General features: G+C 37.8%; 28 protein-coding genes. 6 read left to right on the forward strand and 22 right to left on the reverse strand.

Annotated elements, in window-relative coordinates:
* Positions 1-25: 25 nt before the first annotated feature.
* The 5 genes from EG346_RS03030 to greA form a co-directional block, all read right to left on the reverse strand.
* Positions 26-247 carry an Fjoh_0651 family PID-CTERM protein gene (locus EG346_RS03030; RefSeq protein ID WP_073335554.1) on the reverse strand — a complete coding sequence of 74 codons (222 nt, stop codon included), beginning with the start codon at positions 245-247 and terminating at the stop codon, positions 26-28.
* A gap of 5 nt (positions 248-252) precedes the next feature.
* A complete protein-coding gene (locus EG346_RS03035; protein WP_123876951.1) occupies positions 253-2187 on the reverse strand; it encodes a T9SS type A sorting domain-containing protein in 1935 nt (644 codons plus the stop codon).
* A 76-nt stretch (positions 2188-2263) separates the two neighbouring features.
* Complete coding sequence (gene clpX / locus EG346_RS03040) at positions 2264-3454, reverse strand: ATP-dependent Clp protease ATP-binding subunit ClpX (protein WP_073335553.1); 1191 nt, start codon at positions 3452-3454, stop codon at positions 2264-2266.
* Positions 3455-3514: 60 nt separating this feature from the next.
* On the reverse strand, positions 3515-3904 hold the full coding sequence (locus EG346_RS03045) for an HIT family protein (protein WP_073335552.1): 390 nt from the start codon (positions 3902-3904) through the stop codon (positions 3515-3517).
* 37 nt (positions 3905-3941) lie between these two features.
* Positions 3942-4412, reverse strand: a complete 471-nt coding sequence (greA, locus tag EG346_RS03050) for a transcription elongation factor GreA (RefSeq protein WP_073335551.1) — start codon at positions 4410-4412, stop codon at positions 3942-3944.
* Positions 4413-4521: 109 nt separating this feature from the next.
* Here greA and EG346_RS03055 point away from each other — a divergent pair, with 109 nt between their 5' ends.
* The 4 genes from EG346_RS03055 to EG346_RS03070 all read left to right on the forward strand — a co-directional run bounded on the left by EG346_RS03055 (position 4522) and on the right by EG346_RS03070 (position 8523).
* The gene (locus EG346_RS03055) at positions 4522-4977 is read left to right on the forward strand and encodes a Rieske (2Fe-2S) protein (protein ID WP_123876952.1); all 456 of its coding nucleotides are present in this window, start codon (positions 4522-4524) and stop codon (positions 4975-4977) included.
* Between the two features lies 1 nt (position 4978).
* The gene (dtd, locus tag EG346_RS03060) at positions 4979-5428 is read left to right on the forward strand and encodes a D-aminoacyl-tRNA deacylase (RefSeq protein WP_123876953.1); all 450 of its coding nucleotides are present in this window, start codon (positions 4979-4981) and stop codon (positions 5426-5428) included.
* A gap of 74 nt (positions 5429-5502) precedes the next feature.
* Entirely contained in the window at positions 5503-6630 is a 1128-nt protein-coding gene (locus EG346_RS03065; protein ID WP_123876954.1) for a serine hydrolase domain-containing protein, read from the forward strand.
* A gap of 237 nt (positions 6631-6867) precedes the next feature.
* Positions 6868-8523 (forward strand): S8 family peptidase, encoded by a 1656-nt coding sequence (locus tag EG346_RS03070; RefSeq protein ID WP_123876955.1) that lies wholly within the window; start codon positions 6868-6870, stop codon positions 8521-8523.
* A 66-nt stretch (positions 8524-8589) separates the two neighbouring features.
* Here the strand turns inward: EG346_RS03070 and EG346_RS03075 are convergent, their stop codons facing one another.
* From EG346_RS03075 to EG346_RS03130, 12 genes are all read right to left on the reverse strand, one after another.
* Positions 8590-9102: a hypothetical protein gene (locus EG346_RS03075; protein ID WP_073335546.1), complete on the reverse strand. Its 513-nt coding sequence runs from the start codon at positions 9100-9102 to the stop codon at positions 8590-8592.
* A 53-nt stretch (positions 9103-9155) separates the two neighbouring features.
* A complete protein-coding gene (locus EG346_RS03080) occupies positions 9156-9695 on the reverse strand; it encodes a hypothetical protein (RefSeq protein WP_123876956.1) in 540 nt (179 codons plus the stop codon).
* A gap of 5 nt (positions 9696-9700) precedes the next feature.
* A complete protein-coding gene (locus EG346_RS03085; protein ID WP_123876957.1) occupies positions 9701-11074 on the reverse strand; it encodes a DUF4153 domain-containing protein in 1374 nt (457 codons plus the stop codon).
* Between the two features lie 113 nt (positions 11075-11187).
* Positions 11188-11484, reverse strand: coding sequence for a hypothetical protein (locus EG346_RS03090; RefSeq protein WP_123876958.1), 297 nt, complete (start codon positions 11482-11484; stop codon positions 11188-11190).
* 9 nt (positions 11485-11493) lie between these two features.
* A complete protein-coding gene (locus EG346_RS03095; protein ID WP_123876959.1) occupies positions 11494-11979 on the reverse strand; it encodes a Coq4 family protein in 486 nt (161 codons plus the stop codon).
* Between the two features lie 6 nt (positions 11980-11985).
* Positions 11986-12285 carry a hypothetical protein gene (locus EG346_RS03100; protein ID WP_123876960.1) on the reverse strand — a complete coding sequence of 100 codons (300 nt, stop codon included), beginning with the start codon at positions 12283-12285 and terminating at the stop codon, positions 11986-11988.
* Positions 12282-12581, reverse strand: coding sequence for a hypothetical protein (locus tag EG346_RS03105; RefSeq protein ID WP_123876961.1), 300 nt, complete (start codon positions 12579-12581; stop codon positions 12282-12284). Before EG346_RS03105 ends, EG346_RS03100 begins: the two co-directional genes overlap by 4 nt.
* 10 nt (positions 12582-12591) lie before the next feature.
* Positions 12592-13431: a metallophosphoesterase gene (locus EG346_RS03110; RefSeq protein ID WP_123876962.1), complete on the reverse strand. Its 840-nt coding sequence runs from the start codon at positions 13429-13431 to the stop codon at positions 12592-12594.
* 21 nt (positions 13432-13452) lie between these two features.
* A complete protein-coding gene (locus EG346_RS03115) occupies positions 13453-13743 on the reverse strand; it encodes a hypothetical protein (protein WP_228423833.1) in 291 nt (96 codons plus the stop codon).
* A gap of 65 nt (positions 13744-13808) precedes the next feature.
* Complete coding sequence (locus tag EG346_RS03120; protein ID WP_073335538.1) at positions 13809-14099, reverse strand: winged helix-turn-helix domain-containing protein; 291 nt, start codon at positions 14097-14099, stop codon at positions 13809-13811.
* Between the two features lie 59 nt (positions 14100-14158).
* On the reverse strand, positions 14159-14776 hold the full coding sequence (locus EG346_RS03125; RefSeq protein ID WP_123876963.1) for a hypothetical protein: 618 nt from the start codon (positions 14774-14776) through the stop codon (positions 14159-14161).
* A gap of 241 nt (positions 14777-15017) precedes the next feature.
* Positions 15018-15782, reverse strand: coding sequence for an enoyl-CoA hydratase/isomerase family protein (locus EG346_RS03130; protein WP_123876964.1), 765 nt, complete (start codon positions 15780-15782; stop codon positions 15018-15020).
* Positions 15783-16092: 310 nt separating this feature from the next.
* On the opposite strand from EG346_RS03130, the gene EG346_RS03135 reads away from it, so the two are divergent.
* Positions 16093-16641, forward strand: coding sequence for a phage tail protein (locus tag EG346_RS03135; RefSeq protein ID WP_083564126.1), 549 nt, complete (start codon positions 16093-16095; stop codon positions 16639-16641).
* A 29-nt stretch (positions 16642-16670) separates the two neighbouring features.
* Positions 16671-17495 carry a T9SS type A sorting domain-containing protein gene (locus EG346_RS03140; protein ID WP_123876965.1) on the forward strand — a complete coding sequence of 275 codons (825 nt, stop codon included), beginning with the start codon at positions 16671-16673 and terminating at the stop codon, positions 17493-17495.
* 82 nt (positions 17496-17577) lie between these two features.
* Here the strand turns inward: EG346_RS03140 and EG346_RS03145 are convergent, their stop codons facing one another.
* The 5 genes from EG346_RS03145 to paaZ all read right to left on the reverse strand — a co-directional run bounded on the left by EG346_RS03145 (position 17578) and on the right by paaZ (position 24978).
* Entirely contained in the window at positions 17578-20262 is a 2685-nt protein-coding gene (locus EG346_RS03145; RefSeq protein WP_123876966.1) for a DEAD/DEAH box helicase family protein, read from the reverse strand.
* A gap of 36 nt (positions 20263-20298) precedes the next feature.
* Positions 20299-20985 (reverse strand): SMUG2 DNA glycosylase family protein, encoded by a 687-nt coding sequence (locus EG346_RS03150; protein WP_123876967.1) that lies wholly within the window; start codon positions 20983-20985, stop codon positions 20299-20301.
* The gene (locus EG346_RS03155) at positions 20978-21712 is read right to left on the reverse strand and encodes a DUF4241 domain-containing protein (RefSeq protein WP_123876968.1); all 735 of its coding nucleotides are present in this window, start codon (positions 21710-21712) and stop codon (positions 20978-20980) included. Before EG346_RS03155 ends, EG346_RS03150 begins: the two co-directional genes overlap by 8 nt.
* 48 nt (positions 21713-21760) lie before the next feature.
* Complete coding sequence (locus EG346_RS03160; RefSeq protein WP_073335530.1) at positions 21761-22297, reverse strand: SMI1/KNR4 family protein; 537 nt, start codon at positions 22295-22297, stop codon at positions 21761-21763.
* Positions 22298-22482: 185 nt separating this feature from the next.
* The gene (gene paaZ, locus EG346_RS03165; protein WP_123876969.1) at positions 22483-24978 is read right to left on the reverse strand and encodes a phenylacetic acid degradation bifunctional protein PaaZ; all 2496 of its coding nucleotides are present in this window, start codon (positions 24976-24978) and stop codon (positions 22483-22485) included.
* Between the last annotated feature and the right edge of the window lie 47 nt (positions 24979-25025).

Consider the following 25025-nt stretch of genomic DNA (forward strand, 5'->3'; position numbering starts at 1 on the left):
AGTTTAATGTTATTTTAATAAAATTTTAGGCTTTTACGCTTTTTAATTTCTTTGTATAGAATATAATAAGTGCAATGGCAACTACAGATAGCAGATATACATACATATCAATAGGTGATGCGGCACCTCCAGGTCCTACTGTTCCCGTACCACCTCCTCCCGGTACCGGTGGAATTTCATCATCAGCCTTGACCAGAAATGTTCCGAATAAGAAAAGAGCGAATACTAGTTTATTAATAGTTTTCATAATATTTATTTTAAGATTTTAGTGTTAACGGTTTCTCCTTTATCAGAGACAATTTTTACAACATAAGAATTTTTAACAGCGCCGTTAAGCTCAATTACAAAATCCCTAGATGCATCAACTGCCTTTTTAGAGATAACCAGTTTACCGCTCATATCATAAACTTCAATATCTGCTTTTTTCCAGTTTGGATCAAATCTAACAATGTAGTTGGTAATCTCAGGATTATATACTACCATTGTTCTTGAAGGTGTAGCTTTATCGTCTTTAGTTGCTAACACCACATTATTGGGTTCACCGTAATATAAATCATAAGATGCAACAGCGTTAGGGGCAATACCGCCTTGTGTTGCCTGCTGTACAGTACCGTTTGATGCTTTATAGTAGAAGCCGACACCTGCAGACAGTAAGTGAGTTCCAGCTGGAACTAACTCTCCATTTTCTCTTATTTCGAACTTGTAAGATTTAACTTTATCAGTCTTATAATTTACAAGTTTAACATTTTTACCTTTAAAGTTACTTTCATTGGCTTCATTGATATATAACCAATACTGACCTGTATAGTTTGTATCATATCCTCCATTTAAAGCTTCTTCAAATGTACCGATCATATTTTCGCTTGTAGATGTTGCCTGAACAGTCGTTGCTACAGAAGTCTGGTGACCTGTAGTAAAATTAGGTGAAACGACATAATATGTTCTTGCAATTTCGTTCCCATTAGCATCTAAACCAATTACCCCCAATTGCTTTACAGTTCCTTCAATACTTTTCATCCCGTTTTTAGCAGCAGTAACGCTGTAATCAGTTGCTGCAGCTCTTACGGTCTGATTAAATCTTCTAAGGGTATTAAAGTTCAATGTCTGTGCAGCAGATGTTCTTAATTTCAACACAAAAGTCTGCATTGGCTTGATAATCATACCAATATCTCCCACAGGAACTCCTGCTGGAGTAGTATAAGTCTGAATTAATGCTCCTGAACTGTATGCATTTCCCTGAGACCCTACAGTAACAGTTCCGGGATCGTATCTTACACCCCAGATATTAGAGATGTTATTTCCATCAGTAGTTCCTACATTTTCTACATATCCAATTCTCGATAAATCAAGATTGGTTAAGAACGGGTTTCCAAATTGATAAATATTTTTACCATACGTGTTTCCCCAAGGCGTAATTGAAACTTCAAACTGATCCTGTAGATAGGTATTATATCTTTCATTATAACCATTGATGGCATTCCCCCCTGCACCGAAATTAACATTTCCTCCGTTTTGAAGAGTTGTGCTGCTTGCCAGTGTAGTATAAGGACGACCATTAATCGTATGAAGCGCGCTGCTTGTGTCCAAATTATTATTGGCAGATCCCAGCATATAATATGCGGTAGCATCACTTGTAGGAATAGATAAATCCGTAAAATCTGCAACAGCTGCTGTGTTGTTTGCTTTTAAGATTTCATTTTTACTTCTTCGTACTGTTCCAAATGTTTTACCAAGTTCAGTAGATAAAGTGTTCAAGACTTTACCAGAAAAAGGCATCGCTACCTGCTGATAAAAATCTCCATTACCATGTTTCTTGGTTCTGAATTCTTTACTTACAATTCCAGTAATCTGTCCCTGGCTTAAACCATCAACATATAACTGTCCGTAAGTAGATACGTCGTCGGTAGCCGTTGGAGTATTAAGTCTTAAAACAATATTTCCACCGTCGGTTTTATCTCCACCGCCAGTGTCTATTGTTTTAAAAGCATCTCCAGCTGCACCTACAACCATGACGTTTCCGTGTACATCCAAAAGGCCACTGCCTCTTGTCTGAACACCTCCACCACTATAAACAAGGGTGCCTTCGCTCACATACATATTAGCATTAGTGTCAACGTGACATAGTATCTGCGCCTGAACAGAATAACTAATTGCTAAAAGACCTATAGCAAATAAACTTTTTCTCATTGTATAAATTATTTGTGTGTTAATACAATCTTCACCCGCAAAGGTAAGATTTTTTTTTATTAGAAAAAAAAATATTTTATTTATTAACAAAAATATTCTCCTCCGTTAATATTATTTCTTTCTCTTCGCCTATTGAAAACATATAATCCTCCAGTACCTTTTCAGTGGTTCCTCTTAATCCTCTGGCGCCTAAGCCCTTTTCAATTGTTTCTTCTACGATCTTTTCAATGGCACCGTCTGTGAAAACCAAATGGGCACCGTCCATTTTGAACAGTTCTACAAATTGATTGATGATCGAATTCTTAGGTTCTTTCATGATTCTTACCATGGTCTCTTTAGTGAGTTTATCAAGGTAAGTAATGATCGGAAATCGACCTAAAAGCTCTGGAATTAATCCAAAAGTACGAAGATCAATGGCATTAATATGGGTCAGGATATATTCGTCTTCATCCGCTTTATTGATTTTTTCAGAACTGAATCCTATCGCCTGCTTGTTCATCCTTCTTTCAATGATCTCCTTAATCCCGTCAAAAGCACCTCCTGCAATAAAAAGGATGTTCTGAGTATTCACCTGAATATATTTCTGATCCGGATGTTTTCTTCCTCCCTGAGGCGGAACATTGACAATGCTTCCTTCCAGAAGTTTTAGCAATCCCTGCTGTACTCCTTCTCCGGAAACGTCTCTTGTAAGACTTGGGTTGTCTGATTTTCTTGCAATTTTATCGATCTCATCAATAAATACAATTCCTCTTTCAGCTTTTTCCACATCATAATCAGCCACCATAAGAAGTCTTGAAAGGATACTTTCCACATCCTCTCCTACATAACCTGCTTCCGTAAGAATCGTAGCATCTACAATACAGAAAGGGACATTAAGCTCTCTTGCAATGGTTTTTGCCAAAAGAGTTTTTCCTGTACCGGTCTCTCCTATCATAATGATATTGGATTTTTCCAGCTCTACTTCCCTGTTTTCATCTTTGGCGTGAAGCAGTCTTTTATAATGGTTGTATACCGCAATCGAAAGCTGTTTTTTTGCCTGATCCTGTCCAATAACATATTGGTTAAGAAATTCCTTGATTTCTTTCGGTTTCTTAAGTTCTTCTATACTTTCTGCAGGACCAGAAGATCCTGGCTTGGAAACACTGTCTTTTACAATAACGTGTGCCTGTTCTATGCAGTTTTCACAGATAAATCCGCTCTGCCCAGAAATAAGCATTTGCACTTCATTTCTTTTTCTGCCGCAGAATGAACATTGATTTGAATTCATACTATATTATATAGGTTAAAGAAAATCGTAAAAAATTTCTTTTTTACGATTTTATGCTTTTTAAGAATTAATAATTGAGTGTTGGATCTCTTTATATTCTTCGTCTGTTAATTTCAATCTTTCATTTTTGAAGTTCATATCTTCCACATTGTTTAAGGGAATAAGATGAATGTGGGCATGAGGAACTTCAAGTCCTACTACAGCCACTCCTACTCTTACGCAGGGCACTGCATTTTTAATCTTTTTGGCGATCTGCTGTGCAAATCCCCAAAGGTTTTTATATTCTTCGTTTTCCAGATCAAAGATCAGGTCAACTTCTTTTTTAGGAACAATCAGCGTATGTCCTTTCACTAGAGGCATTGCGTCAAGGAATGCTATAAAATTGTCATCCTCTGCAATTTTGTATGAGGGGATTTCGCCGTTAATGATTTTTGTGAATATACTGCTCATATTTTTAGAAGTTAAAATTCCGGATTTCTTACTTAGATTATAGAGTAATTTCTAATACTTCGAAAGACAGTTTGTTTCCGTTTGGTAATGTAATATCTGCTGTTTCACCGATTACTTTTCCAAGCAATCCTTTTGCGATGGGTGTATTCACAGAAATTCTTCCTGTCTTAAGGTCGCTTTCATTATCAGGCACCAAGGTAAACACCTGCTCCTGATTGGTTGCATTGTTTTTAAGTCTTACCGTTGTAAGGATCGAAACCTTTGAAGTATCTAATTGACTTTCATCTATGATTTTGGAAGTTGAAATAATATCTTTAAGCTTTGAAATTCTCATTTCAAGCATACCCTGAGCCTCTTTAGCCGCATCATATTCAGCATTTTCAGATAAATCTCCTTTATCTCTTGCTTCTGCAATCTGCTGGGTGATTTTTGGTCTTTCCACAGTTTCTAACTGTTCCAGCTCAGCTTTCATTTTCTCTTGTCCCTCCTTTGTTACATAGCTTGCCATAATTTTCAAAATTTAGGTTTGGTATAAAAAAATAATCCGACATTTGCCGGACAATGTATTACGTGTTATATCGTTTAACTTTTACAAATATATAAAAATTTAAATTGAAATGAAAAAAACTTTTTCAATCGTCTCTATTTTAACTCTACTGATTTTCAGTAATTTAACTATAAACTCATGTGGAAGCAGAGAAGACACCGTAAGCTGCTTTCCCAACAACCCTATTAATGTATCTTTAAACCTTAACCTTCCTGCTTATAATGCTCTTAACTATGACGGAAGCTGGATTTATGTGAATGAGCAGCAGTCCGGAACAAGAGGACTTATTGTAGTCCGTGCGGGAGACACCTTCAAAGTATACGACAGAAATGCACCCCACATTTGCCCGGATGCCAATACAACGCTTGAAGTTAAAGACAATATCAGTGTTCTTTGCCCTAAGGACAATACCCGATGGATCCTGAGAACAGGTCAGCCGGAAACAGGAGCGAAAACATCCCTTCCGCCTAAAACCTATCCTTACAATTATGACTTTGCCACTAAAAATCTAAATATTTACTATTAAAATGAAGATCGTTATACAGAGAGTTTCTGAGGCCAGCGTAAAAGTAGATGGAAAAACTGTCGGGGAAATCGGAAAAGGATTAATGCTGCTGACCGGAATTGATGAGAATGATGAAAAAGCTGATGCAGACTGGCTTGTACAGAAAATCTTAAACTTAAGAATATTCGGTGATGAAGATGACAAACTTAATCTTTCAGTAAAGGATATTTCGGGAGAAATCCTTTGCATCAGTCAGTTTACGCTGATTGCTGATTACAGAAAAGGAAACCGTCCTTCTTTTATTAAAGCCGCAAAACCGGATCAGGCAATTCCCCTGTTCGATTATTTCAGAGAAGAATTAGCCAAATCAGGACTGAAAACAGAAAGTGGAATTTTCGGGGCAGATATGAATGTTTCCCTCATCAATGACGGACCTGTAACGATCGTCATGGATTCCATCACAAAAAGCTAAAGCTAAAACGAAAAGAAATACTTCTCTAAATAAGGTTTCAAGAACCTTCCTATTTGAAATAAAAATTCCTAATCATGCACCCGAATTTTAAATTAATATCCGGATTTTTAATAACGTTGAGTATCTATTTCACAGGCCACACACAGAGTCGTGACGAACTTTTAAAATCAAAACTAGACTCAGCCTTTTCAGAATTATTCAAAGCGGATGAACCGGGAGGTGCTATTTTAATTCAACAGGGAAATAAGGTTTTGTATGAAAATGCTTTCGGGCTGGCTGATCTGAAGACCAAAAATAAGTTTACGAGCAAAACCGTTTCAAATCTGGGTTCTATTTCTAAAACCTTTGTGTCATACGGAATCCTGATCCTTCAGGACCGACATCAGCTCTCAACGGATGACAATCTGCTTACATTCTTTCCTGATTTCAAGAATAAGGATATTGCTGCCAGGATTAAGCTCCGTCACATTCTCGCCCACAGTTCCGGGCTTCCTGATCTGAGAAATGTGGAGAAGGACAGTCTATTTTATCTTACAGCAAAGGATGAAGAAAATTTCACACCATTAAAGTCCGCGGACTCGCTGGATTTTGAACCGGGCACGAAATTCGAATATTCCAATCCGGCGTACAACGGTCTGGCAATGATCATTGAGAAGACAAGCGGGATGAAATGGCAGCGCTTCGTCGATCAAAATATTTTTAAACCTTCGGGAATGAAAAACAGCCGGATTACAGATGGCAGCTTTCCTGATAAAAATGTAGCTCACGGTTATATTTTGAAGGATAAGACCTATCAGGAATATGATTATGGCGAATGCCCTACTTTTGCAGCAGCAGGCAACGGAGGGGTATGGAGTTCTATTGAGGACCTGAAAAAATACATTACCGCGATTAACCAATGTAAATTTACGGACTGTTCGGTTATTAAAGCCTCAGAAACGATATATAATCCATCCGGCTGGAAGGGTGAAAAACCAATCTATCATACAGGAACCTGGTTTGTTCATCAAGGTTTCTATGCGGATACCAAAACAGAAGAAACGGTGAATGTGATTGAGCATGCCGGTGATCAGGGAGGCTTCAAATCTCACCTCATCATGATTCCTGAAAAAAATATTTCCATTATCTGGCTGACCAACAATAACAAATTTATTACTGGCCACATCAGGAGAATCCTTCTTAAGATGAAATATCTTGACTAAACAGCATTCGACATCCTCTTTTTTATGATAATTTTTATGATGTGAGATAAAGCGCTTTTAATTTCAGCAAGAATTTAATTTCACAAAAACGTGATTTAAATTAATATTATTCACATTTACACTATTCACCATTTATAATTATCAACCTCGCAAGCAAATATGTTTATTAATATTCTTATTCTATGTTTTTTGTATTTTAAATTATAAATTTGATTTACAACCATTTAATAAAATAATATGAAAACAGAAATTAGACTTTTCACCTTATTTATTTTCAGCTTTTTCCTTTCTTTGGGCCAGAATCCGTCAGATAAAAGTGATAAGCTTAGCGCAAACATTTATTTATGCTTTTCAAAAAGCATTACTTCTGAGAAGGCAGCCCTCAGCCGAAATCCGGAATTAGCAGAGTTTATAAAAATCAATGACATTTCATTGATTAATGATCTTGGTTTTAGTGACCAAAAACTTGAAGAAATGATCAAAGACAGCAGAGCAAACGGTAACTCGGGAGAATCTGTTGAAAAATTAAAACGAATATTCAGGGTCAATATTCCCCATCAAAGCACAGAAGCAGCAGAAAGACTGGCTAGTACCCTTGAAAAATTTCCTGAGGTAGAGTATGTTTCTGTGATGAGCAGTACTCCTATCGAACCTCCATTGGTTAAAGCATTTGTTGCAACTCCCGATTTAGAGAGTCTTCAAACCTACCTCAACGACAATCCCGGAATCAATGCCAAATATGCCTGGTCAAGAGGAATTACAGGGCAAAATATCAGAATCCGTGATGTAGAATATGGTTTTTATAAAACTCACGAAATGCTTTCCAATCAAAATTCTATACAATTGGAACCCGGATACAGTCCTAATGCAGGATTGGCCAATAACAATTACCGCGATCACGGAACGGCTGTGGTAAGTATTTTAGGATCTGTAAAGGATAATATTGGCCTTTCAGGAGCGGCTTACAGTGCTTCCCAAATCAAAGGCTATATGGAATGGACTACAGTTGGATATAACAGAGCTTCAGCAGTGAGCAGATCAATCAATGCCTCTCAGGCCGGTGATATCATTTTATATGAAATGCAGACGGGAGGAAAAGATGGTCAGTACTGTCCTGCTGAATATGACAGTGTGATCTGGGATCTAACGAAAGCAGCTACTGATTCCGGAATCATCGTCATTGCAGCAGCCGGAAACGGAAATCAAAATCTTGATGATCCTTTTTATGCGGCATACAGAGCAAGAGGAAACAGTGGCGCCATCATTGTGGGAGCAGGTTCTCCTAATACAACCCACTCCAAACTGAGCTTCAGTACTTTTGGAAACAGAGTGGATGTTCAGGGTTGGGGAAGCAATGTTCTTGCAGCAGGATATGGCTCTTACCAAAAGTATGATAACGATAACAACAGAACCTATAATTATTTCAGCGGAACAAGTTCTGCAACTCCTGTAGTCGCTTCTGCAGCCACACTGATCCAGTCTTATTATTATCAGAATACGGGTCAGTATCTGACTCCGGCTGCGATGAAAAACTTATTGATCTCTACAGGAATCCCTCAGGGCGGAACTGTTGTCAATCAGAAAATAGGCCCATTTCCAAATGTAAAAAATGCCATATTACAGCTGGAAGGCAGTTTTGCCGCTAAAACTAAGGTGCAGGCTCCTCTGGAAATTAAAATCTATCCTAATCCTGTTACCAGCTCTGTCGCAATTCACAGCAATGAGGATAAAAAACTTGATTTCGAAATAATCAATATGCATGGAAGAACCTTGACAAAAGGATCTGTTTCCCCTGATGAAAAGATCAATACTTCAAATCTTCCTACGGGACAATATATCATTAATATTACCGAAGGACAACGAAGAGTGATTGAGAAATTCACGAAATTATAATCCAATATCAATAGAAAAACGTCTTTCAGCTCCTGAAAGACGTTTTTTGATTATTTTATAAAAAAGTCAGTTTGCAGGAACGCTGTTGAAATTAAGCGCTATTTTAAGATTCATATCTGAAGTCGTCTGGTTTTTCAACTCGTAGACTGTTCTTACAGTAAGTCCTGAACTTTTTACTACCTCATCTAAATACCCCGTATCATTAAGATCCAGATTTAAACTTGAGGAGTCTGTTGTAATATTGGAACGTGATGCGACCAACTTCTCCCCTGTTCCGCTGGAAGAAACATATACTTTTACGGATTTCACCGCACTTAAATTTCCACCTGAAGGAGAAACTACAGAAATTTTAGCATCAGAAATTCTTACATCCTTGATTTTTGCATTATTATTTCCTCCAAACCATGTCTGCACATTGGTAGCCGTAGATGTGGAAGAAACCTCTTTATCAGCCGGAACTCCCGTAGATACCAGGACATTGGCGGTGTAAGGGAATGTATTCTGAACCAGCGACTGTACTGTTCCACAGCTTACTACTACTGCTGAAACTGCCGCCGTCATTAACCATATATTTTTCATAACTTTTAAACTTTAGTAATGAGTTTGCACAAATTATACCAAATGGATAAAACTTATTCTACACTTACATTAAAACTTCCGATGGTATTGCCTGAAGCCATATTGCTTTTCCCGATAATCAGCCATACTTCTCCTTTTCCTTTGGTCTGGTAAGTAATTTCTCTGCTAAAAGGGCCATCATAATCTCCGTTGGGAAGCTTGATCTGATTGAACCTGATATTAAAGTCTTTTTCATTTGTTGAAATTTTTGCTTTAATCGTAGGTTTGTCATAGTGAGTCAGTTTTAAGACAAGTTCCTGACCGTCTTTTGTGAATTCTTCTCCCAGGGTAAAAGGAAGCTGAGTTGCATCTGCCGTACGGATAATCTGACCTTCTTTTTCGCTTCTCATAACTCCTTTGCGGAGTACTTCTTTGGTAACAGGAGCATTGTTAATAATTGAATCTTGCTTTCTAAGTTGAGCTGAATCTGTTTTTGTAGCGGAATCAGGCATTTCTGTGACCACAGCAGAGTCCCTGTTCGGAGTTTCGGATACGTTCACCTCTTTTTTACACGAAATAATAATCAATGGAATTAACAATAAGGATTTTTTCATAATAACTAATCTTTTAATGTTTCATAGTAAAGGATTTTTGAAAGGAAGGGCCTGGACTTTTCTTCTTTAATTTTTACCAGTACTTTCTTTTTAAGTTGCGGATCTTTCTTTTCATCCGCATACTTCAGCAGCCCTCTTTCACTGAAACTGATTTGCTCAAGGTGATAGTTCATCACAAAATCTTTACGTTTCATATTCTGGTAGGTAATGATTCCACCCCAGTTGACATAACTGCAAGCCAAAATTGTTCCATAAAAATACCAGGTCATGGCATTGAACAGGAATGCATTTCTTTTTTTCCTCTGAATTTTAATAAAGGTAAGAGCCAGACCAATGAGGGCCAAAAGGAGAAAAGCAAATACGCCCAGCCTCTTATAAGTCCATCCGTAACTGATGATATACTCGTAGTTTTTTACGACTGCGGACAGAACAAGAATTGCATTTAAAACAATCCAGATTCCGGCCAGCATTTTCATCAGCTTTGCCTTAGGATCAAAATTAAAACCTGATTTAAAATAGAACATAATGACCAAAACCGCCATCACAATCGATAGGATCACCGCATTGACTCTTTCATGGGTTTCTTCGGAAAGCTGAACGGGAGTTTTCGATACCTCATAAAACTGTTCATAATTGTAAGTGATAATAAAAAACACCAATAAAATATTCAGGCAAAAGAAAGAGATAACCCCACTTGTCCTTTCTGAATCGAGATCAAGGAAGGAATAGGTAGACTTCTGAATTTTAGATTGATCTTGAAAGTCATCATCCAGCCAATGATTCTTTTTATAAATGAATCTTTCCACTGCATAATTCCAGTAATTGAACGCAATAAAAAAGCCCAGCACCGAAATACATAACAGTTGCCATACATTAATATCCAACTCATAATCTCTGAAAAGTGCTGCAAAGTGATCACTTCCCGCAGAGTAAATTCCGAAAAATACAGAAATCAACAAAATCGGAATAATAATGAACGCCAAGGTTTTCTGCCATATACCTGATACATTTTTTTTCGGAAGCCATTCGTCAAAACTGAAGAACCTGAAAAGTGAGGTAAAACTGTTGATGATAAAAACCGGAATCAGGAAAAGTATTTTCAGGTTTCTGTTTCTTGATCGATAACCAAGCAGGAGAATGGAACTTACAACCGCCAGTAAGGAAGGAAAATCTCCGTACCAGATAAAAGCAAAGCTTGACAGCATACTTGTAACAAAAAGTATCAGAAAGGTTTTTGTTCTGTTTCTTTCAGGGGTTTTGAACAAGGTAAGTGTTGTGTAAACGATGCTCATAATACCGAGATTCATTCCCACATTCTGATCATAGAATAGAATGACAAACAAAGCGGCTGTAAGGAATATATAATGATGTGTTTTCATGATGGAAGGGTTTAAGGTAGAAATTGAAAAATTGAAGCATTTAAAGATTTAAAGATTCTTAATGCTATATAATCATGTGTTTTTTTTGATTTAAAATACCGGAAATGAAAAATTTACATATTGTAATTAAAAAGGATTAATAGATAAAGGATCGTAATTGGAATATTAAGAAGCAACAGCAGTACTGAGTTTCCTGATGATTTCTTATCCGTTACATCTGTCAGGAATTCTAAAAGCTCATAGAGCAGGACAAGCAGATTCACTACGGCTGCGATAACCACAAAATAAAATCCCAATATTAATAGAAAGTCTGCTTCTGTTATCACATAAGATATGAATAGTAAAGTCCCTGATAACAATGAAGTCAGAAAAGTATTTCTGCCTACGGTACTGTATTGTATTTTCTTCATGATCATTCATTAATAGAGTACCGTCGGTCCTTTCTGCTGAATATAATCTTTCAGATGGTCAAAATTCTGCCACAATAAGCTTTCAAAATCCCAATGGTAAAAGGGCCTCATGCTCTGTCCTTTCTTATAAGCATTCTTATAAAGTTTTAAATATTCGGGAAGAATCAATGTTCCCAATACGACTGCAGCCAGAAGATGGGCATTGAGTTTACCATTTCCGAGAAGAAGGTACTGCATGGCGATTTCGTCTTCAAAATGGGTTCCGCATCCGGTGATCAGATGATGCACGTCGTGGTCTTCCATTTTCGGGATCATAGAAAATCCGTGTTTTTTATAAAACTCACCCAGTTTCCTTCCCAAGGAATCTTCCTGAAATTGCAGCAGCTGCTGTTCATTGAACTGCCATTGTCTTTTTTTCTTTTTAAAATATTTTCTGTAGAGTTTCTGGGTTTTATCGTAGACAAAAAGCAGAAATTGAACACGTACTTTTTTCATAATTTATTATTTAAATATTAAGCTAAGTCCTATTAACGCATAAATATATGCTATGGGAATGTTGATCATTATCATCAGGATCGCTTTCATACAAGGCTTAAGTTTAGATCGATCAGCAATTCCATAAACCAATAATCCAAGCGCAATGAGTAGATTTATTATAGTTCCGAAAATTAAAAGCATGTAACCTCCGGCCACAAAAGCATCGTTAGTTGTTATTAAGTAGCCAACGAGAGAGATACTGCCAAGCGTAAAACATAACCCAAAAGTATATTTCCCAATATTCATTATTTCATAATCTTTCATAAGCCATCCAGATTAAGTCCTATTACAGCATAAAGAATAGCTACGGGAATATTGATCATCAGTATACCGATAGCTTTGAGGCAGGCATCAGACTTTGCCTCATGAACAATTCCATAAATCAATAGTCCCAATGTTACAAAAAGGTTTAAAGCTGTTCCGAAGACCAGCAGAAGAAAACCGTAGTAAGCAAAGTCATCAATCTTTGTGATCAGATAACCGAAAAGACAGATATTTCCCAGCGCAAAGCACAATCCGAAAATGGATTTTCCAATGTTTATAATTTCATGATCTTTCATAGATAGTATTTTAAGCCTGAGTTAAAGTAAAGACGGTAATTTCCGGACGAACCATAAACCTTATCTGGAAAGAATGGCCAATAGCCCTGTTGATATAAAGCATTCTTCCATCATGAAGATCTATTTCGCCCGATACATATTTTTTATTTTGGACTGGAAGGACCGGGGTGATGATGCCTGGGATTCTGCATTGTCCGCCATGAGTATGACCGCTTAAAATCCAGCCTTGATATCCGTTCCATATATCCCTGTCGCAGGCATCCGGATTATGACAAAGCACGATACTGGCTTTTGAAGGATGGTAACTGTTCATTACTTCTGTCGGATAAAAGTTAGGTGACCACAAATCTTCAAATCCTATAAAATTCAGTCCGTGGATTTCTTCACTGCTGTTTTTAAGCATCGTGATTCCAACCTCCTGAAGAATGTGGCAGATGTCTTCTGAGCATTGGCTATCGTTCCAGTTTTTTCCGTAGTCATGATTTCCAAGGATCCCAAAAGTCGCTAACTTTCCATGGACTGCATGTTTCATGACGATCTTCAGATCTTCCAGCTCCTGTTGGGTTCCATGATTCACAAAATCTCCGGTATAGACGACAAAATCAGGGTTGAATTGCTGAGCTTTATGGAAAGAATCAATCAGAAAATTCCAGTCGAAACGGTTTCCTACATGCAAATCTGAAATCTGCATCAATATTTTTCCTTCCAATGTTTCAGGGAGATTTTTAACCGGAAGTTTTCTTTGTACAAATTCTAACCAGAATGGCTCTATCTGCCACGAGTATAGGAAAGGAAACATTCCCGCTACCGACAGACTGAAAAGGCTCTTGAGAAAATACTTTCTTGTCATTGCTTGAGGATTCGGTGACTATTAATTTCCCGCGAAAGAAGTTCCAAAAACACCTACTGCCAACTCTGCCCAGATAAGCAACAGAACCAGAGTTATTGCGCCGCTCAGGAGTGTTTTGTAAGTTTTATTTTTAACGATCCGCTGTACCAGATCGATGATAAAGGCCGTTCCGAAAAGCAAAACTGCAGCGACTGCAAAGTCACCCGATGACCAGTTGAATTCATTGCTAAAGAAATTTCCTAACATAAGAATAGATAATAAGGCAGCAGGTGTAGTGTAAATAAATGTTCTTTTTTGTTTTAGTGTCATCATTTTTTTAATTTTTAATATTATAAAGTACTTTGTATTTCAAAGTAAATTTTCAAAAAAATATAGGTTTATCTTCCCAATAATTTTTCAAGAGCATCCAAATGTTCATTAAAAGCCTGCCTTCCATTTTGGGTAACACGGTAAGACGTTTTTGGTTTTTTGCCCACAAATTCTTTCTTCACTTCAATATAGGCTGCTTTTTCCAGCGCATTGCTGTGGCTGGCCAAATTTCCATCTGTGACATCCAGTACATTCTTCATTTCAGAAAAATCAACCCAATCGTTGACCATTAGAACGGACATGATGCCCAGTCTTACACGGCTTTCGAATTCCTTATTGAGTTGATTGATTTTTATCATAACGATTTTCTAGCAGCAGGTTTCAAGAGCTTATTCTTAAAATCCTGCAAATTTAATCTTTATTTATATTTTTTATGCATGATCAAACCATACACAATATGTAAAATTCCAAAACCAATGGTCCAGAATAGAAGGCCCCACCCCAGAAAAAACAGAGAAATCAATCCCAGTATGATCTGACAGTATCCCAGGTATCTGATATCAGTTAGTGTATATCTTTCTGCACTGACTAACGCAATTCCGTAAAAGATAAGCGTAGCCGGAGCGATCCATACAAAAAGGTGATGAAAAAGAAGGGCTAGACAAAAAACTCCGCCCGTAACCAAAGGAACAGCAAAAGTAAGCAATAGGCGCTTTGTCGTGGCATCCCAGATTTTCTGTCCTTTCTTTTTGCTCTTATTGGCTGTGAAAACATAGCCACTGAGCAGGGCCGTAAATAAAATCACAGTTCCAATAAGAACCACTTCTTTTACCAATGCCGGGTGGAAAATATTCCTGTCACCGTCAAAGTAATCAATTCCTTCCCTTTTAAAAACAAAATACACATATCCTGCACCAATTAATGCGGCAAGTCCGGCTACAACTCCAGACAATCCGCTCAATGAAATAAACCTGGAAGACCGTTCCATCATGGAACGGATATGCGATAAGTCTTCGTGATAGTTTTTCGAATCCATAAAAAGAACTTTGAATTACAAAGTTATAACTTATTTTGAATCTGCCAATATATTTTTTAAAATTTCAGTCTTTTTTTTCACGATGTAATTTTTAACTTAAAGAAATAGAATTAAGCTGGTATGAATTAAAAGAACTCTATTACCATTTAAAGGACTGAATGGTATTTTTGAATTATACACAACGATCACAAAAAAACCACTGAAAATAATCAGTGGCTATATTATGATGGGAAACAAAGTATTATTTTGCTCTCAATTTTTCCTTAATAGATTCAATATTTTTCTTAGCAGAATCCTCAAGAATTAAGCTAGCACTCATATGAATTCTTGCAGGCATTAATTCATTGAAATGATCAGTTCCTTCCCAGGATACTTTTTTGATTAAAGCTAATGCATCACTGCTTCTTGAAGCCAGGGTCTGCATGAATTTCTCTAATTTGGCATCCATCTCTTCAATGCTCTCGGATACAGAATGATAAACATTGTGCTGTTCTGCCCACTCTGCCGATCTGAAATCCGCATCAATAGCCATTGCAGAGAATTGTGACTTCCCAATCTTTCTTTCTACATAAGGGCCGATCACAAAAGGGCCGATTCCTAAATTAATTTCTGTAAGTGCCAAGGCTGAATCTTTAGTGGCAAAACAATAATCTGCTCCGCAAGCGATTCCTACACCTCCACCGGTTGTTTTTCCCTGAACTCTTACCACCACTATTTTTCCGCAGTTTCTCATGGCATTCAGAACTTTTGCAAATCCTCCGAAAAACTTTGTAGAAGTTTCTAATTCTTCAATGGCTAAAAGCTCATCGAAACTTGCTCCTGCACAAAATGCTTTTTCCCCTTTACTTTTTACCAGGATAGCTTTTACTTCTTCTTTAGCTCCTTCATCCAGGATGGTTTGAGCCAGTTTTTCTAAAATAGCCCCTGGAAGTGCGTTGCTTTTTGGTGTTCCGAAAGTAATTTCGGCAATATTGTTTTTAATTTCTGATGCTACGAATTCGTTCATTTTTATTTTAATTGGATTCTTACAAAAATACTAAATACCGCTCGTCCAGAGAAAATTATGACACCTAAATTATTGTTCATGCTATATTCCTAAAATATCTGTTGCATTAAAGCCTGAAATCCTCTGTATATCATAGGCAGGGCGTATTCATTACGTATAAATACGGAGTCTTTAATTTGGTATTTTCTACTCTAGCACTGACTTCTTATATGTTGTTCCTTTGGCTTATCAAAAAAAACAACGACCAAAGGCGGAATCTGAAAAGCCTTGAATAGAGTAAGAAAACTTAACAACTGAAAAAACTATTATCATGGACGAGTACATTGGAATTGTAAAACTATTTGCGGGAAATTTTGCACCTAGAGGCTGGATGTTCTGTGACGGAAGCTTATTAAGGATTTCAAATAATTCTGCTTTATTCTCAATCCTGGGGACAACCTATGGAGGAAACGGTGTAGACACCTTTGCATTACCGAATCTAAAAGGGCGTATGGCTATCGGGGCCGGAAATGTAACTGCGAACGAATATTATCCTCTTGGAGTGGTTGCCGGAACAACACAAAATACGATTATGGCACAGAATCTTCCAAGTATCGGTTCTGGATTTCAACTGAAAGTGGCTAACGCCAATGCTACCGTTTCTACTCCTACAACTGCCACATCAATCGCAAAAACCGGAACGCAGGTAGGAAGGGATTTCAATGCTGTACCAAGTTTTGCAGCCGTTGATCCTGATACGACTCTTAATGCGAGATCCATATCATACACCGGACAAAATCTTCCGATGAATAATATGCCGCCTTATTTAGGGCTTAACTACATCATTTGTGTAGAGGGAATCTATCCTCCACGAAGCTAAAAAACAACAACCTATTTAAAACCTAAATCATGAAAAGATCTATTTTTTTAACGATCTGTAGTCTGTTCATATCTTTATTTTCTTTTGGACAAACCAGTACAGAACAATTTGAGACAGAATCAAACGGAAGTCCAAGCTTTACGGACAATGGAGTCATTTTCAACATTATTTCTCACGTAGGAGCTTTCGATATTCAAGCCAATTTCCCTGGAACAGGCTGGAACGGAACCGCTAATGACAACAGATATATTGATAATTCTAATGATCCTGCCACTCCGCCGTCTTTCAGTATCAAAACAACTTCCAATCTGTTTAAAGTAAACCGTTTCTGGATGTTCCTGTCCTCTCTTAATTTGGATCTGACTGTACCGGGAACATTAACTATTACAGGAAAACTGAGCGGAGTAACTAAGTTTACACAGACGAAGTCTACGGGCTTTGCTACTTCTATGGCTCCTACCAACGGATATACTCTGATTGACCTTACCAATTTAAACGGTCAGAATTATTCAAATATCATCATCGATGAGCTTAGACTGACGCTAGGAGGAAACTACAGATATGCAGGACTTGATGCTTTCACGTGGGTAAAAGACTCCGGTATCGTAGTACTGGCAACCAATGAAACAGCTTCCTCACAAAAAGGAATGAGCATTTATCCTAATCCTACCAGCGGACCTCTTTCCATTAAAACGGAAGACAATGCACAAGCTGAAGTTTACAGCCAGGATGGTAAATTGCTGAAAAACCTTGATATCAAGAAAGGAACCAATCAGGCAGATATCTCGGAACTTCCAAACGGCGTTTACATCCTTAAAACTCCATCCGGATCTTCCAAGATCATCAAAAAATAAAAATTTTTCATAAGTGATTTGTGCCCCGAAAAGATTCTAATGCATAAATGAGAAAATTCCCTGACTATTCAGGGAATTTTTTTTATCGGGTCCATTTATGAAGATGTTCAATTCTCGCATTTCTTTTTAACAGGGACTGAAATCTCAACTGTAATAAGGTGCGTCGACCTTCAATGGTTCTGGTGAAAATCAGTTCAGATTTCTCAATCTTTTCACTCCAGGTTTTAGCAAACAGATCGGCACTTTTTTTATTTCTGGCGAAAACGTCGGGCACGGGATAATAGATGTATTGCTTCCTGTAGAAAAGTTGAGTCTGCTGCTTCAGCAGGTACCTGGGATTATCAATCTTCGAAATTACTTCCTGTAAAACGTTGATGAACTGTGATTTTTCGTAATGACTGCCACCATCAAGATAGCAAAACATATTACTTTTGTCGGCAGAACTTACCACCTTCATTTTTTCAGGAGCGGTAGTAATAATCCTTTCATAGATAAGACATTTGAGAACGGTTTCACCTATAAGCCCCATATGACCGGCAATATTTCTATATTTAAGATATTGTCTTAATGCCCGGTAAAATTTCCCTCCGTAGATCACCAATCCCAAACCTCCCAATAGAAATACAGCCCAGGACAGGTTTTTGACAGAATCTATTCCATCAATATTCTTCAGTAACCCGAAAAGAAGATCCTGCCAAAAGAGTAAAACGGATGAAATCATCACTTTGGATAGATCTGCCGTCATTTTCCCCAGATAGGTCATCTTCATATCCTTTACTGTTCGCATATCTTCGGAAGGAACTTTAATTTCTTCCACGAGAATATTACCTTGATCCAATGCTGATTTCCAGCGCTGCGATAAAGCCTCTCTGTTTTCAGCCATAGAAAAACTATCCTGATTAACAGATGGGAGCTCATCTTCTTTTTCGATGGTTTTTATATGGAGCCTTTCAAAATTATTTTCGATGGAAGTTTCCTGTTGGGTTGAAATCCCAACAAAGGTTTTGAATCTTTTTCTGACAATATCCATATCCTGGCCACCACTCTCGCTTTTTGGATCGAAACAGACAAGATGCCATATATTTCCGGTTTTTTGAGGATTTTCTTTATCTGTTCTTATCACTCTTCCTCTCATCTGGTTGGACAGAACAAAGGAACTTACGAAGCTGGCAAGGATCAAGGTATTCATTTTGGGCGCATCCCAGCCTTCTCCGAGTAAAGATTTCGTTCCGATCAGAACCTGAATATAGCCCTGCTGGAAGATTTCAGTGATCACATGGACAATATCGTGTTTTATTTGTTCTGTAAGATTAATCTGGATATAATTTTTATCGTAGGAAATGACTGAAAACGATATTCCGTATATCCTTTTTCTACTACACATCTCATGGAGTATCTCCTTTGCAGACGCCGGAATAATAACAATGCTTCCTGTTAAAACACCTATTTTTTTATTCTGTAGATTTTCCCGTCTCAATTTTTCAAAAATAGGGATGGCTCCAATTTTATCTAGCGGGAGATCATTTTTCGAGTCGGTGGATAGAAATTCTTTTTTGATAAAGTCGGTAAGAATAACCATTTTCAGATCTTGTTTAAGAACAGAAAATTCAAATTCAACGATATCTCTGATGCCCTGAAGTTTTCCGATACTGGAATTGAGGAGCTGGCTTACATTTTTATTGTTGTAAAAACTGATGGTCTTTTTTTCAAGAAAACCTTGTCTTTTTAATCTGTTGCTGAGGGCTGTACGATGCTCTTCTTCATCTTTAAAATTCACTTCATCAACTACCAGATAAAAATCAAGAAGTTCTTCAAACCAGAAAAAATCAAATTCCGGAATATACTGATGCTGATCACCAATGATCTCAAAGTGAATTTTTGAAATCTCTTTTTTCCTGAAATGAAGATAGATAAGCCCGGAAGTATAGGAGGATATGTTTTCATAGATCCAGTCCAGATTTCCCATTGGGTTCTGATACACGGGATGTTTTTCCAATGCATTGAGAAGAGCATCATCATTTTCAATTTCTTTAAAAAAGCTTTCCGCCTGGGTATGATAATATTCTATTTTTTGCTGTTCTTCATAGGAAGGTAATGTAAAATATACCAAATCCTGATGTGGGCAGAGATCCCCTTCGATCATTAATTCGGGAACGGAAATTTCTGCATCTATAGGACCGTTAAGCTGAAGGTATTTTTGCCATTCATAACCGGAAACATCGAAAGGCGGTGTTGCAGTGAGGGAAACGATGGTGGGATCTATCGCAGCTTTTAGCTCCATTAAACTTCTCCACCATGCATTTTTCAGGTGGTGGGCTTCATCAAAAATAAAGGTTTTCACTTTCTGCTTCTGCAGTTTCTTTATTATTTCAGATAAGGAAACCCTTGTCGACTTTTTATCAGCTTCTGTTTCTTCATCTTCCGTGTAGCCTGAAGCTGCATGAATTCCCTGGTAGGTCGTTACGGTAACAAGTCCGGGATTTTTGATATCAGTAGAAATCCATTCAGGAACCGTTTCTGTATCAAGAAAAAGTTCACAAAATCTTTGAACCCACTGATTTTTCACGGCTAAGGTAGGAGCAACGATAAGCGTGGGTTTATTCAGCCTGACCATAACTTCCAGTCCCAGTACCGTTTTTCCGGAACCTGGTGGTGCTGTGATGTGCAGATGGTTGTTGGTAAGATACTCCCCCAGATTATCGAGAAATCTCTTCTGATAAGCACGCCAGCTGTATTTAAATTTTGTATGGATAGGAAAAATAGTCATGGTTAATCGTTCAGTTCAACATCATGCAATTAACATCTATTTTTTTAATGCTAAAATATATTTGTCGATGTAGAGTTGTTTTTCTTTTGTTTTATACTGCTGGATATATCTTGGATGCTCAAGAACGGTCATCTTTTCAAATAGCTGAGCTTCTTTATTAAGCGCTGAAATAAATTCTGAATTCTTTTTCCCGAGAACAAAGACCTCGGAAGTATCTACTCCCAGACTGATATGCTTCTTCAGCGACTCGATCATGAAGTCTTTTACTGCTTCAAAGAGTTTTTTATCATCATAATAATTTGCGTTGAGCCAGCCTGTTTTTGTTTTTCTTACGATAGCCAGCGGAAAGGGCGAATTGATATAAACATCCTGATAAAATTCTTCTGCTCCTCCGTACTCAGCCATCATATCATACATGAAAACTGATGAAACTTCATGGGTTCGCGCCGACTGCATTGTAATGCCACAAACAACTTCAAGCCTTTTGGTATCGGTAAAGGGAACACCTGTCACTCCTGCTCCATGCCGGCTGGGATTGATTCCGATGATGAATTTCCTCCGGTTTAGATCATTATAATATTTGTGATAAAATTCCTGCATGACTATCATGGTTTCCGGATTATCAAGATATGGATTCAAGGCCTGAAAGCCGTCAGGAAGATCTCCTGAAAACTGTAAATTTTTATTGAAGGCTATGACTTTGTCGGCAAATGTTTTATTCATCTTCCCCATCTTCGTCCTCATCTGATAATGCCAGTTCAATATCAATAAACTGGATATACAATCCACAGATTTCACCTTTTGAATCGTATGCGAAATAGACAGGATAGCCTCCATCTCCGAAACCGCTTGCAAACATTGGAATATGATAGTCTGTACCGGGAACTTTCCAGTTGATCCAGTCTCCCAGCTCTCTCTGGTTTTGTGGGTATTCTTTAAAACTTTGTGCAAAATGCTCTGCAAAATAATCATCGTACATATTATCTACCTTCAGATTGGTACGGAATGTATCAAAATAAGGCAGTACTTCTGCATCGGTAATAGAACCCAGTCCGGCATCTACCATGAATCCGAAATAGTCGCCTTCATTTAAATCTTCAAGATTTTCTATTCCAATCAGTGCTTCTCTATACAGGACAGGTTTTTCGTGAGTGAATTCTACTTTCACTGCGGCATAGCGGTTCCCCCACTCTTCCGATTTCACCACCGCAATTTTTACAGGAAAATCCCCTTTAGGAGCTTGCAGGAAATACGGTTTTTCTCCGGCATTCAAAAATACCAAAGGGTCTCTTACAATGAGTTTTCCGGAAGGCAGGGATACATTTCCGATCTCCATTACCTCCATTTTCTGCTCCAGAATTTCATCTGAAGTAAAATAGGTCTCCAAATCTACGGGACAGGTAAGAATGTCTTTTACCTCTTCCCATTTTTGCATCCAGCTTTCATTCATTGTTTTATTTTTATGATTTGATTTTAAAGTTTAAAAATACCTGTTTATTTATTCATTGTCAAATTCATCTTCCTCTTTCAACCCTTTGATGAACGTTTCAAAGTCTTTGGCAAGAAATGTTTTCTTATAATCATCTTCCTGATCGATATGCACCACTTCAGGTTCTCCATCTTTACCACAATTGGAATAATCCAGTAAAACCATATCGTGACCCGCTGAAGGACAATCGCAGATATAAATACCGATTGGCGGATATCCCCATTCCTCAATCATAAACTGACTTCCGAGTTCTCCACAAATGGAATAGGTTTTCTCTCTTCCGATTCCCATAATCCCCGTAATGGCTATGTGATCATCTGCCCATGAGGTCTCTTCTGAAGTAGGAAAGCAGGATTTGTCAACCAATCCGCCATTTTGCAACCTCATCAGTTCAATATAAGACGCGGGAAGCTTATACCCTAGTTCTTCTTCTATTGAAGCAATAAGATCATCCTCCGGAAAAGGTTCTATATAATCTCTTACGGAATAAGTGCTTTCATTCCAGAAATCCGTAAAGTCAAAGTCTTTGAAAAATTGTAGTTCCATATTTTGTTTTAAATAAATGTGATTGTGTTGTAAAAGTAATTATCATTTTTAATAAAAACCCTTACTAAACCAAGATTTTTCATGCAGCAGATCCTTGTCAAGGTTTTGAACCTTGACAAGGATAATTAAAAAAATCCCTTTCGGTAAAAACCAAAAGGGATTATCAATTTATATTTTATTTTGCATTAAATCAATCCAAACTGTTCAAAGTGGTGGGTAAAATGCTTTTTATGCATCAGCTCCCACATTTCTTTATTCAGTTTTCCGAAGACATAATTCATATGCTCTGCCTGTGGATTTTCTTTGTAATAGACTGAAAATCTTTTTAAATTATCCAGGAAAGACTGTTTTGCAGCTTCAAGATTTTTATGTTTTAATTCCAGCAGAGTTTCATCTTCCGCAAGGAAAGGTGCCGGAAAATCTTTTGGCATTTTTCTGTGATTGTAAAGGGAGTCCTGCCATTTTTCCAATTGCTCTTCAGGCGTGAAACATTTATCCGCTTCCGGTTCGCCTAAACTTACCAAAACTCCGTGTTCCAGATGTTCAATCATTTGTTGAGGAGACATTTTACCCCATCTTAACGGAGTCGTTTCTGTCAGACCTCCCAATATTTTATGAACATTTTTCACATTCAAATCGATGAAAGGAGAATGTTTTGCCACCAAGGTTAGGATGGTTGCAACACAAACGACTTCTTCTCTCTGATTAACGACTTCTACCAGCCATTTTACAACGCCGGAAGGAATATTTCTTCCTTTTACGCCTCTGTTTATTTTTTCTTTTGCCGTTAAATAAACAGTGATGGTATCTCCTGCATAGACAGGTTTAAAGAATGAACAGTTTTCCAATCCGTAGTTGGCGATTACCGGTCCTTTTTTCCCTGAAACGAACAATCCTGCAGCTGCAGAAAGAATGAAATATCCGTGAGCTACCGTTTTATCGAAAATAGTTCCCGTTAAGCTTGTAGCATCGGTATGCGCATAGAAATGATCCCATGAAACATTGGAGAAGTTAACGATATCTGCATCAGTAACTGTTCTTCCAGCTGTTTCCAATGAATCTCCCACCTCAACCTCTTCAAAATATTTCTGGAACGGATGTTTATCCGAAAATTTCTTCTCTGCCCCCTGCTGATAAACTTTTGTAATGGCTGTCAAAACATCCGGAGAACCTTGAATCGCTGTCTTCTGAAGGAAAAAATGAAGACCGTTCAATCCACCCATTTCTTCACCTCCACCAGCTCTGCCGGGACCACCGTGCATCAATGTAGGAAGTGGCGAACCGTGACCTGTACTTTCTTTGGCGTTATCTCTGTTCAGTACAAAAATTCTACCGTGCTGAGAAGCCATTTTCCATGAAGTTTCTGCGATAAATTTTTCGTCATGGGAAATAATAGATCCTACCAAACTTCCTTTTCCTCTTTTTGCCAGAGCTGCCGCTTCTTCTGCATCCTTGTAAGGCATCAAAGTGGAAACCGGTCCGAATGCTTCTACATCATGAGAGATGTTTTTCTCGAACGGTTTGTCGTTTAAGAATAATTTCGGGCTCATGAAAGCTCCGTTATCGTAATCTGCATCTATAAGTTCATGTTTTCCGTCGTAAACTAATTCTGTTTCTGTTTTTAAAATATTTACTTTTCTTACGACCTCATCATACTGCTGCTTTCCTACCAGTGATCCCATTCTGGTTTCCCTGCTCAATGGATTTCCGATTTTGGTTTGATCTAAAGCTTTAGATAAAGCATTCTGAACCTCTCCAATGAGGTGCTCAGGAACAATGATTCTTCTGATTGCTGTACATTTCTGACCTGCTTTAGTGGTCATTTCCGTACGTACTTCTTTGATGAAGAGATCAAATTCCGGAGTTCCGGGTTTTGCATCAAGACCCAAAATTGAACAGTTCAGTGAATCTGCTTCCATATTGAAACGTACTGCATTTCCAGCGATAGAAGGCATTGATTTCAGTTTTCTTCCTGTATTGGCAGAACCGGTAAATAACACAGAATCTCCATCCTGAACATAATCCAGAATATTTCCCGGCTCACCGCAAACCAATTGAAGAGCCCCTTCCGGAAGCACTCCGCTTTCGATCATATCCTGAAAAACAGCGTTTGTAAGATAAGAACCGTAAGGAGATGGTTTTACAATGGAAGGAACCCCCGCCAGCAATGATGTTGATAGTTTTTCAAGCATTCCCCAAACCGGAAAGTTATAGGCATTGATCTGTATAGAAACGCCTTCACTTGGTGTCAGAATGTGAGTTCCCAGAAAAGTTCCGTTGGCAGAAATCTTCTGAGTTTCACCATCTACCCAGAATGGAGTGTTTGGAAGCATTCTTTTAGCTAATCCTGAATAGGTAAAGAAAGTACCGAAACCTCCTTCTATATCTACCCATGAATCTGCGTGAGTAGCTCCAGTTTTATATGATAATTCGTAATATTTTTTCTTTCTTTCCAAAAGATAAAGAGCCACTTTTTTCAGCATCTCTCCTCTGTCATAGAACGTCATGGAAGAAAGGTTTTTGTAGCCTACTGTTCTTCCGTAGTCAAGAGCCTGCTCAAAATTAAGCCCTTCTGTATCTGAAACAGCGACCTGTTCGCCTGTAACGGCATTGTATAAAGGAACTCCGTTTCCGGTACCTTCTACCCATTCTCCATGAATATAGTTTTTTAACTTTTCCATATAGTATTTAGTTTACCAATGTATCAATTTAACAGTTTACCAATAAT

The sequence above is a fragment of the Chryseobacterium carnipullorum genome (genome assembly GCF_003815695.1).
In the GTDB taxonomy this organism is placed as follows: domain Bacteria; phylum Bacteroidota; class Bacteroidia; order Flavobacteriales; family Weeksellaceae; genus Chryseobacterium; species Chryseobacterium carnipullorum.

What these genes read in the sequence shown, in the direction of transcription:
- EG346_RS03085 (WP_123876957.1), bottom strand. Translation starts at nt 11,074, where the DNA reads ATGAAAACACATCATTATATATTCCTTACAGCCGCTTTGTTTGTCATT.
- EG346_RS03105 (WP_123876961.1), bottom strand. Translation starts at nt 12,581, where the DNA reads ATGAAAGATCATGAAATTATAAACATTGGAAAATCCATTTTCGGATTG.
- dtd (WP_123876953.1), top strand. Translation starts at nt 4,979, where the DNA reads ATGAAGATCGTTATACAGAGAGTTTCTGAGGCCAGCGTAAAAGTAGAT.
- EG346_RS03160 (WP_073335530.1), bottom strand. Translation starts at nt 22,297, where the DNA reads ATGGAACTACAATTTTTCAAAGACTTTGACTTTACGGATTTCTGGAAT.
- EG346_RS03055 (WP_123876952.1), top strand. Translation starts at nt 4,522, where the DNA reads ATGAAAAAAACTTTTTCAATCGTCTCTATTTTAACTCTACTGATTTTC.
- EG346_RS03110 (WP_123876962.1), bottom strand. Translation starts at nt 13,431, where the DNA reads ATGACAAGAAAGTATTTTCTCAAGAGCCTTTTCAGTCTGTCGGTAGCG.
- EG346_RS03045 (WP_073335552.1), bottom strand. Translation starts at nt 3,904, where the DNA reads ATGAGCAGTATATTCACAAAAATCATTAACGGCGAAATCCCCTCATAC.
- clpX (WP_073335553.1), bottom strand. Translation starts at nt 3,454, where the DNA reads ATGAATTCAAATCAATGTTCATTCTGCGGCAGAAAAAGAAATGAAGTG.
- EG346_RS03130 (WP_123876964.1), bottom strand. Translation starts at nt 15,782, where the DNA reads ATGAACGAATTCGTAGCATCAGAAATTAAAAACAATATTGCCGAAATT.
- paaZ (WP_123876969.1), bottom strand. Translation starts at nt 24,978, where the DNA reads ATGGAAAAGTTAAAAAACTATATTCATGGAGAATGGGTAGAAGGTACC.
- EG346_RS03100 (WP_123876960.1), bottom strand. Translation starts at nt 12,285, where the DNA reads ATGAAAGATTATGAAATAATGAATATTGGGAAATATACTTTTGGGTTA.
- EG346_RS03035 (WP_123876951.1), bottom strand. Translation starts at nt 2,187, where the DNA reads ATGAGAAAAAGTTTATTTGCTATAGGTCTTTTAGCAATTAGTTATTCT.
- greA (WP_073335551.1), bottom strand. Translation starts at nt 4,412, where the DNA reads ATGGCAAGCTATGTAACAAAGGAGGGACAAGAGAAAATGAAAGCTGAG.
- EG346_RS03095 (WP_123876959.1), bottom strand. Translation starts at nt 11,979, where the DNA reads ATGAAAAAAGTACGTGTTCAATTTCTGCTTTTTGTCTACGATAAAACC.
- EG346_RS03115 (WP_228423833.1), bottom strand. Translation starts at nt 13,743, where the DNA reads ATGATGACACTAAAACAAAAAAGAACATTTATTTACACTACACCTGCT.
- EG346_RS03120 (WP_073335538.1), bottom strand. Translation starts at nt 14,099, where the DNA reads ATGATAAAAATCAATCAACTCAATAAGGAATTCGAAAGCCGTGTAAGA.
- EG346_RS03090 (WP_123876958.1), bottom strand. Translation starts at nt 11,484, where the DNA reads ATGAAGAAAATACAATACAGTACCGTAGGCAGAAATACTTTTCTGACT.
- EG346_RS03140 (WP_123876965.1), top strand. Translation starts at nt 16,671, where the DNA reads ATGAAAAGATCTATTTTTTTAACGATCTGTAGTCTGTTCATATCTTTA.
- EG346_RS03135 (WP_083564126.1), top strand. Translation starts at nt 16,093, where the DNA reads ATGGACGAGTACATTGGAATTGTAAAACTATTTGCGGGAAATTTTGCA.
- EG346_RS03155 (WP_123876968.1), bottom strand. Translation starts at nt 21,712, where the DNA reads ATGAATGAAAGCTGGATGCAAAAATGGGAAGAGGTAAAAGACATTCTT.
- EG346_RS03150 (WP_123876967.1), bottom strand. Translation starts at nt 20,985, where the DNA reads ATGAATAAAACATTTGCCGACAAAGTCATAGCCTTCAATAAAAATTTA.
- EG346_RS03065 (WP_123876954.1), top strand. Translation starts at nt 5,503, where the DNA reads ATGCACCCGAATTTTAAATTAATATCCGGATTTTTAATAACGTTGAGT.
- EG346_RS03145 (WP_123876966.1), bottom strand. Translation starts at nt 20,262, where the DNA reads ATGACTATTTTTCCTATCCATACAAAATTTAAATACAGCTGGCGTGCT.
- EG346_RS03125 (WP_123876963.1), bottom strand. Translation starts at nt 14,776, where the DNA reads ATGGATTCGAAAAACTATCACGAAGACTTATCGCATATCCGTTCCATG.
- EG346_RS03030 (WP_073335554.1), bottom strand. Translation starts at nt 247, where the DNA reads ATGAAAACTATTAATAAACTAGTATTCGCTCTTTTCTTATTCGGAACA.
- EG346_RS03080 (WP_123876956.1), bottom strand. Translation starts at nt 9,695, where the DNA reads ATGAAAAAATCCTTATTGTTAATTCCATTGATTATTATTTCGTGTAAA.
- EG346_RS03075 (WP_073335546.1), bottom strand. Translation starts at nt 9,102, where the DNA reads ATGAAAAATATATGGTTAATGACGGCGGCAGTTTCAGCAGTAGTAGTA.
- EG346_RS03070 (WP_123876955.1), top strand. Translation starts at nt 6,868, where the DNA reads ATGAAAACAGAAATTAGACTTTTCACCTTATTTATTTTCAGCTTTTTC.